Raw genomic sequence first — 6,838 nt, forward strand, 5'->3', positions numbered from 1 at the left:
CCACCGGGCACCGGAAAGACCACCATGGTGCCTCCGGCGGTGGCCGGACGAGTGCGGGGGCGAGTCGTGGTCACGCAGCCGCGCCGCATCGCCGCACGGGCGGCGGCCCGCCGGCTCGCGTCGCTGATGGGCGAATCGGTCGGTGCGACGGTGGGATACAGCGTCCGCGGTGATCGGCGGGTCGGGCCCCACACGCGGATCGAATTCGTCACGACCGGCGTGCTGCTGCGCCGGCTGCAGCGGGACCCGGAGCTGGTCGGGGTGGGCGCCGTCGTGCTCGACGAGGTGCACGAACGCCAGCTCGACGCTGACCTGACTCTGGCCTTCCTGGTCGACGTGCGGGCCACGGTGCGCGAGGATCTGCAGCTGGTGGCGATGTCGGCGACCATCGAGGCTGAACGGACCGCCGCGGTGCTGGGAGGCGCGGACGCCAGCCCAGTGCCGATCGTCGCCATCCCAGGGCGCCTGCACGAGGTCACCGTTCACTGGACACCACCGCCACCTGGCGTTCTACCCACTGATGAGCGTGGAGTCACCCCACGGTTTCTCGACCACGTCGCCTCGACGGTGCGTCATGCGATGGCCACCGAGCTCGGTGATGTCTTGGTATTTCTGCCGGGAGCCGCCGAGGTGGGTGGTGTCGTGCGCCGGCTGTCCGGGCTGGCCGATGTGGACATCCTTCCGCTGCACGGTCGGCTCGCCGGTCCGGAGCAGGACCGCGCCCTGCGTGAGGGCTCTCATCGCCGCGTCGTGGTCTCGACCGCTGTCGCTGAGTCCTCGCTGACAGTGCCCGGTGTGCGGATCGTGGTCGACGCTGGCCTGTCTCGCGAGCCCCGCACGGACCACCGGCGCGGGCTTCCCGCTCTCGTGACGGTGCGGGTCAGTCGTGCCGCCGCGGAGCAGCGCGCCGGCCGCTCCGGCCGCGAGGCGCCAGGAGTCGTTCATCGGTGTTGGTCGCGCACCGACCACGCCCACTTGACCGACCACCCCGTCCCGGAGATCGCCATCGCTGATCTCACTGGCTTCGGTCTCGAGCTGGCCGCGTGGGGTACGCCAGATGGTGCCGGGCTTGCGCTGATGGATCAGCCGCCGACTGCGTCGATGGCGGCAGCGAGCCGGACCCTGACAGACCTCGGGGCCATCGACGACGGGGGTGCCCTCACTGACCATGGACGCCAGATGGGACGCATCCCCGTCGACCCACGTCTGGCTCGAGCCCTGCTGGACGGGTCCACCGCGGTCGGCTCCCGGCGAGCTGCCGAGATCGTGGCGTTGCTGGCTGATGACGTGCGCGCGCCGGGGGGAGATCTCGTGGCGGCGCTGCGCGACATGCGGCGCGGAGGTGCAGGGACGGGAGCCTGGCAGGAGACGGTTCACCGCTTGGAGCGCGCGGTGACCAAGCCGGTCGAGCGCACCAGCCTGACCGACGATCTCGCGGTGGGTGCCGTCGTCGCTCTGGCCCACCCGACACGGGTGGCTCGGCTGCGGCCAGGCGGGTCCTCGTACGTGATGGTGGCCGGGACGGGCGCGGCGTTTCGGCGCGGCGATCCTGCCCTGTCGGGCGTGGCGTGGATCGCGGTGGCGGATGCCGAGCGTCGCTCGGGTGCGGCAGAGGCCACGATCCGCTCGGCGGCGCCGTTGGATGAGGCTCTCGCCCTGGCGGCCGCGGCCAGCCGGTGGCGCGAGGACGACGAGGTGTCGTGGACGGCAGGACGCATCGTGGCACGACGAGTCTCGCGACTGGGAGCCATCGAGCTCTCGAGCGCACCGATCACGAATCCCGCGCCCGAGGCCGTGGCCGCCGCCGTCCGGGCTGGCCTCGCCGCCGAGGGACTGGACGTGCTGCCCTGGACCGAATCCGGCACGGCGCTCCGTCGGCGATTGGCCTTCCTGCACCACACCCTGGCCGACCCGTGGCCCGACGTGAGCGACACCGCCCTGCTGAGCGCGATCACGACCTGGCTCGGGCCCGAGCTGGCACGGGTGCGGAGTACTCGCGACCTGAGCCGCATCGACGTGCTTGGCGCGCTGCGCCGACTCCTGCCGTGGCCCGACGCCAGCGGGCTCGATGCGCTGGCGCCCGAGCGCCTGAGGGTGCCGAACGGCTCTGCGGTGCGGGTCGAGTACGGCGCCACCGGCTCGGAACAGCCGGTGCTCTCGGTGCGGATTCAGGAGGCCTTTGGGTGGGCGCACACGCCTCGGATCGCCGGCGGGCGGGTGCCGGTGTTGCTGCACCTCCTGACTCCGGCGCGACGACCGGCTGCCGTCACGGCCGATCTCGAGTCATTCTGGTCCGGTCCCTACCTGCAGGTGCGGGCCGAGCTTCGCGGCCGCTATCCCAAGCACGCCTGGCCCAAGGACCCACGGACGTCGGGTTAGCTCTCGCCCTGCAGCTCGATCAGCTCAAGAGCGGCGCGGGTCAGCGCGTCGATGTTCGCGAGCAGGTGAGCCGTCGAGGGGGACTCCAGCAGGCTCACGTGGTCCAGGGCTCCCAGCGGCGCGATGCCGGCCAGCTGCCAAGAGCGATCAACCGGGTCCTGCGACAGCTCGACCGTGGCGTCCCACATGGTGTCGACGAATTCGCTGGCGCGCGCCAACGAGTGCCGGACGGTCCGTTCGGCGTCATCAAGGAGTGCGCGGTCGTCCTCGTCCCACGTCAAGGGCTCCACCAACGAGAGCTCGGCGCGCGGCCACGGGTCGTCCGGTAGCCATGAGTCGACCCGAAACCGCTGGCTTCCTCGGGCCACCAGCGCAGCGAGCCCGTCGCTGGACTCGACCTGCTCGACCCTGGCCATCGTCCCCACGCCGAAGCGCGCGTCGCCGCCGCCGACCTCGTGTCCGCGCTCGATCAGCACGACACCGAAATCAAGCGTCTCGCGATCCAGCACCTCGTCGATCATCGCGAGGTATCTCGGTTCGAAGACGCGCAGTGGGAGTGGCATCGCTGGCATCAGAACAGACCCCAGCGGGAACATCGGAGTCACCTCCTCACCTTAGAGGTCCCAGGCCGTCACGTCTCGGGTCTACTACGTTGGATCCATGGCAGAACAGACCGTGCACGTCATGGCGATCGACCAGGGCACGACATCCACGCGCGCCATGATCTTCGACCGCTTGGGGCAGGTGGTTGCGGTCGACCAGGTGGAGCACGAGCAGATCTTCCCGCAGGCCGGGTGGGTCGAGCATGATGCGATCGAGATCTGGAAGAACACCCGCACGGTGATTGGCGGCGCGCTCGCGAAGGCCAACGTCAACAGCAAGAACATCGCAGCGGTCGGGATCACCAATCAACGCGAGACGACCGTCGTGTGGGAGAGGGACACCGGACGACCGGTCCATCACGCCATCGTCTGGCAGGACACCCGCACCCAGAAGATTGCCGATCGGCTGGCTCGAGCCGCTCCTGACGACGTGGGCGCGGACCGCTACAAGAAGACCGTTGGCCTGCCGCTCGCCACCTACTTCTCGGGACCGAAGATCGCCTGGATCCTCGAGAATGTCGAGGGGGTCCGTGAGCGTGCCGAAGCCGGTGAGCTGCTGTTCGGCACCATGGACACGTGGCTGCTGTGGAACCTCACGGGCGGTGCCGAGAACGGTGGGGTGCACGTCACAGACGTCACGAACGCCAGCCGCACGATGCTGATGGATCTCACGACGCTGCAGTGGGACGAGCAGATTGCCGCAGACATGGGCATTCCCATGTCGATGCTTCCGGAGATTCGTTCCAGCTCGGAGGTGTACGGCGAGTGCAAGCCCGGCATCCTCGACGGCACGCCCGTGGCGGGCATCCTCGGCGACCAGCAGGCAGCCACCTTCGGCCAGGCCTGCCTCGACAAGGGCGAGGCCAAGAACACGTACGGCACCGGCAACTTCATGCTGCTGAACACCGGCACCGAGGCGGTGCAGTCCGAGAACGGTCTGCTCACCACGGTCTGCTACAAGATCGGTGACGAACCCACCGTCTACGCACTCGAGGGCTCGATCGCCGTCACCGGTTCGCTCGTGCAGTGGGTGCGCGACAATCTCGGCTTGATTACCGAGGCGTCCGAGATCGAGACGCTCGCAGCGCAGGTCGATGACAACGGTGGGGCCTACTTCGTGCCGGCGTTCTCGGGACTGTTCGCACCGCACTGGCGCCCCGATGCCCGCGGTGCGCTGGTTGGGCTGACCCGGTACGTCAACAAGTCCCACATCGCGCGTGCGGTGCTGGAGTCGACGGCGTACCAGACCCGTGAGGTGCTCGACGCGATGAACGCCGACTCCGGCGTCCCGCTCACTGAGCTGCGGGTTGATGGCGGCATGGTCGTCAACGAGACCCTGATGCAGTTCCAGGCCGACATCCTCGGCGTCGACGTCGTGCGTCCACAGATCGCCGAGACCACGGCACTCGGCGCGGCCTACGCAGCTGGCCTCGCGGTCGGCTACTGGGAGGGCACAGACGACATCCGTGCCAACTGGGGCGAAGGCAAGCGATGGATGCCGCAGATGGACGAGGCTGATCGGGAACGGTTCTTCCGCTCCTGGAAGAAGGCCGTCACCAAGACTCTCGACTGGGTCGACGACGACGTCATCTGATCGGAGCGGCCGTGATGCGCCGGCGCAGCTCGTCGGGATCGAGAAGGCGCACGTCGAGCACGGTTGCCGGACCCGCGGAGAGCTGGCCGTCGTCGAGGGGTTCGCAGCGGATGCCAGCATGTCCGCGCAACGCCTGATGCGCTCCGGGCGCGAACACCTCGTCCATCCAGGCGCACGGGTTGGCCGGAGTGATCGAGCGGAACCGGATCGGGCCATGTCCAGCGTCGATCGTGAACTCGGTGCGCACCAGCGCGTCGACGTCGAGGCCGTGCGTCACCACGTTGCGCCGCGCGTCGAGGGGGTCGAAGGGGCCAGAGGACAGCGTTGTCTCGAGCGCGAGCACCTGCTCGGCGGCAATCATCGTGACTGCGGCGAACGTGAATCGAGTGCCGAAGTAGCGGTCCCCGACGAGACCTTTGTGGGCACGCACCCGGACCGTGGCAGGGTGCTCGTCCCCCGAGAACGGTGTGGGGCCCTCGGCGGGGCGACCGTCGAAGCGCCGCAGCGGCGAGACCACGAGGGAGTCGATCGTGAACGAGTCGGTGGTGGTCACGACTCCAGCCTACGGGGGTGCCTCAGGTGCGGATTGGCCTGCGAGGCCGGTCATCCCGTAGGATCGCACGGTTGCCAATCAGGCAACACCTCCTGCTACGGGGATTCCCGTGGCCGCTCAGTCCGAAGGAGACGCAATGTCATTGCGCCCGTACGAAGTCATGATCATTCTTGATGCCGATCTCGACGAACGCACCGTTCAGCCCAGCCTTGACACCTACCTCAACGTGGTGCGTCAAGATGGCGGCTCGGTCGATCAGATCGATGTCTGGGGCAAGCGTCGTTTTGCCTACGAGATCAACAAGAAGAACGAGGGCATCTACGCCGTCGTCACGCTCCAGGCGGAGCCCAAGACCGTGAAGGAGCTGGATCGCCAGCTCACCCTCAACGAGTCCGTGGTCCGTACCAAGGTCACGCGCCCCGACATCAAGTAGTCGGCTCGACCGCTGCTGTGGACACAGCCTGCTGGCTGTCCCACCTCTGCGGTTCACTGGTGTCAGATCACCCACCCACTTGAAAGGCTGTGCCTCATGGCTGGCGAAACCAACATCACCGTAGTCGGCAACCTCACCGGCGACCCGGAGCTGAAGTTCACTCCGTCGGGCGCCGCAGTGGCCAACTTCACCGTCGCGTCGACTGCTCGAACGTTCGACAAGCAGACGAATGAGTGGAAGGACGGCGAAGCGCTGTTCATCCGCTGTGATGCCTGGCGCCAGCTCGCCGAGAATGTCGCCGAGTCGTTGCAGAAGGGCCAGCGCGTCATCGTGACGGGCGCCCTGAAGGTCCGCAACTTCGAGCGTCAGGACGGCTCCAAGGGCACCAGCGTGGAGATGTCAGTCGACGAGATCGGCCCATCGCTGCGCTTCGCCACCGCCAAGGTCACCCGCGCATCGGGCGGCAGTGGCAACGGAGGCGGCGGAAACGCCGGCGGCGGACAGTCCAACCCGTGGGGATCGTCGCCGCAGGCGGCGGCTCCGCAGGGCGGAAACCAGGGTGGATCTGACGCATGGGGCGGCGGTGGCGCAGCCGCCACCGACGACCCCCCTTTCTGAGTCAGCCCATTTCGGCCACACACCAGGCCAGCAAGAAATCAGGAGCATCATGGCAAAGCCCGTCATCCGTCAGCCGAAGAAGAAGAGCAATCCTCTCGCGCGCGACACGGTCATCAACTACAAGGACACTGCGCTGCTGCGCAAGTTCATCTCGGACCGCGGCAAGATCCGTGCGCGCCGCGTGACAGGTGTCTCGGTCCAAGAGCAGCGACTCATTGCGAAGGCGATCAAGAACGCCCGCGAGATGGCGCTGCTTCCCTACACGTCCACCACTCGCTGAGGAAGGCGAACATCGTGAAGCTCATCCTCACCCACGAGGTCACCAACGTCGGCATCCCCGGCGACATCGTCGACGTCAAGGACGGTTACGGCCGCAACTACCTGCTGCCGCGCAACTTCGCCATTCGCTGGTCCAAGGGCGCTGCCAAGCAGGTCGAGTCCATCCAGGCCGCGCGTGAGTCCCACGCGATCCACGACCTCGAAGAGGCCCAGAGCCTCAAGGGTCGTCTGGAAGCTGCGCCGGTCAACGTGCCGGTGCGCTCCGGCGAGGGCGGCCGACTGTTCGGTGCCGTCACTGTGGCCGACATCGCCGAGGCCATCGCGGGCCAGGGCGGTAGCGTCGACAAGCGCCGCATCGAGATCGGCAACCCGATCAAGAC

The 6,838-nt window shown here is 67.9% G+C and carries 8 protein-coding genes; 6 read left to right on the top strand and 2 right to left on the bottom strand.

The genetic code is table 11. The features are described 5' to 3' along the window. Positions 1-2,379 (top strand): ATP-dependent helicase HrpB (gene hrpB / locus WB508_RS00040; protein ID WP_423842817.1); only part of this gene is annotated, 2,379 nt, incomplete at its 5' end. Here hrpB and WB508_RS00045 read toward each other — a convergent pair. Further along, positions 2,376-2,975, bottom strand: coding sequence for an LON peptidase substrate-binding domain-containing protein (locus WB508_RS00045; RefSeq protein WP_423842823.1), 600 nt, complete (start codon positions 2,973-2,975; stop codon positions 2,376-2,378). The two genes, hrpB and WB508_RS00045, sit on opposite strands and share 4 nt — an antisense overlap. Before the next feature lie 64 nt (positions 2,976-3,039). Here WB508_RS00045 and glpK point away from each other — a divergent pair, with 64 nt between their 5' ends. Continuing rightward, positions 3,040-4,575, top strand: coding sequence for a glycerol kinase GlpK (gene glpK, locus WB508_RS00050; protein WP_423842818.1), 1,536 nt, complete (start codon positions 3,040-3,042; stop codon positions 4,573-4,575). Here the strand turns inward: glpK and WB508_RS00055 are convergent. Continuing rightward, complete coding sequence (locus tag WB508_RS00055) at positions 4,568-5,128, bottom strand: molybdenum cofactor biosysynthesis protein (protein ID WP_423842819.1); 561 nt, start codon at positions 5,126-5,128, stop codon at positions 4,568-4,570. The two genes, glpK and WB508_RS00055, sit on opposite strands and share 8 nt — an antisense overlap. A 142-nt stretch (positions 5,129-5,270) precedes the next feature. On the opposite strand from WB508_RS00055, the gene rpsF reads away from it, so the two are divergent. The 4 genes from rpsF to rplI all read left to right on the top strand — a co-directional run. Then, entirely contained in the window at positions 5,271-5,561 is a 291-nt protein-coding gene (rpsF, locus tag WB508_RS00060; protein ID WP_423842824.1) for a 30S ribosomal protein S6, read from the top strand. A gap of 96 nt (positions 5,562-5,657) precedes the next feature. Beyond that, positions 5,658-6,179 (top strand): single-stranded DNA-binding protein, encoded by a 522-nt coding sequence (locus WB508_RS00065; protein ID WP_423842820.1) that lies wholly within the window; start codon positions 5,658-5,660, stop codon positions 6,177-6,179. Between the two features lie 49 nt (positions 6,180-6,228). Then, positions 6,229-6,459 (top strand): 30S ribosomal protein S18, encoded by a 231-nt coding sequence (gene rpsR / locus WB508_RS00070; protein ID WP_423842821.1) that lies wholly within the window; start codon positions 6,229-6,231, stop codon positions 6,457-6,459. A gap of 14 nt (positions 6,460-6,473) precedes the next feature. Next, a partial coding sequence (gene rplI, locus WB508_RS00075; RefSeq protein ID WP_423842822.1) for a 50S ribosomal protein L9 occupies positions 6,474-6,838 on the top strand: 365 nt, incomplete at its 3' end.

The sequence above is a fragment of the Aeromicrobium sp. genome, assembly GCF_049586495.1.
Taxonomy (GTDB): Bacteria; Actinomycetota; Actinomycetes; order Propionibacteriales; family Nocardioidaceae; genus Aeromicrobium.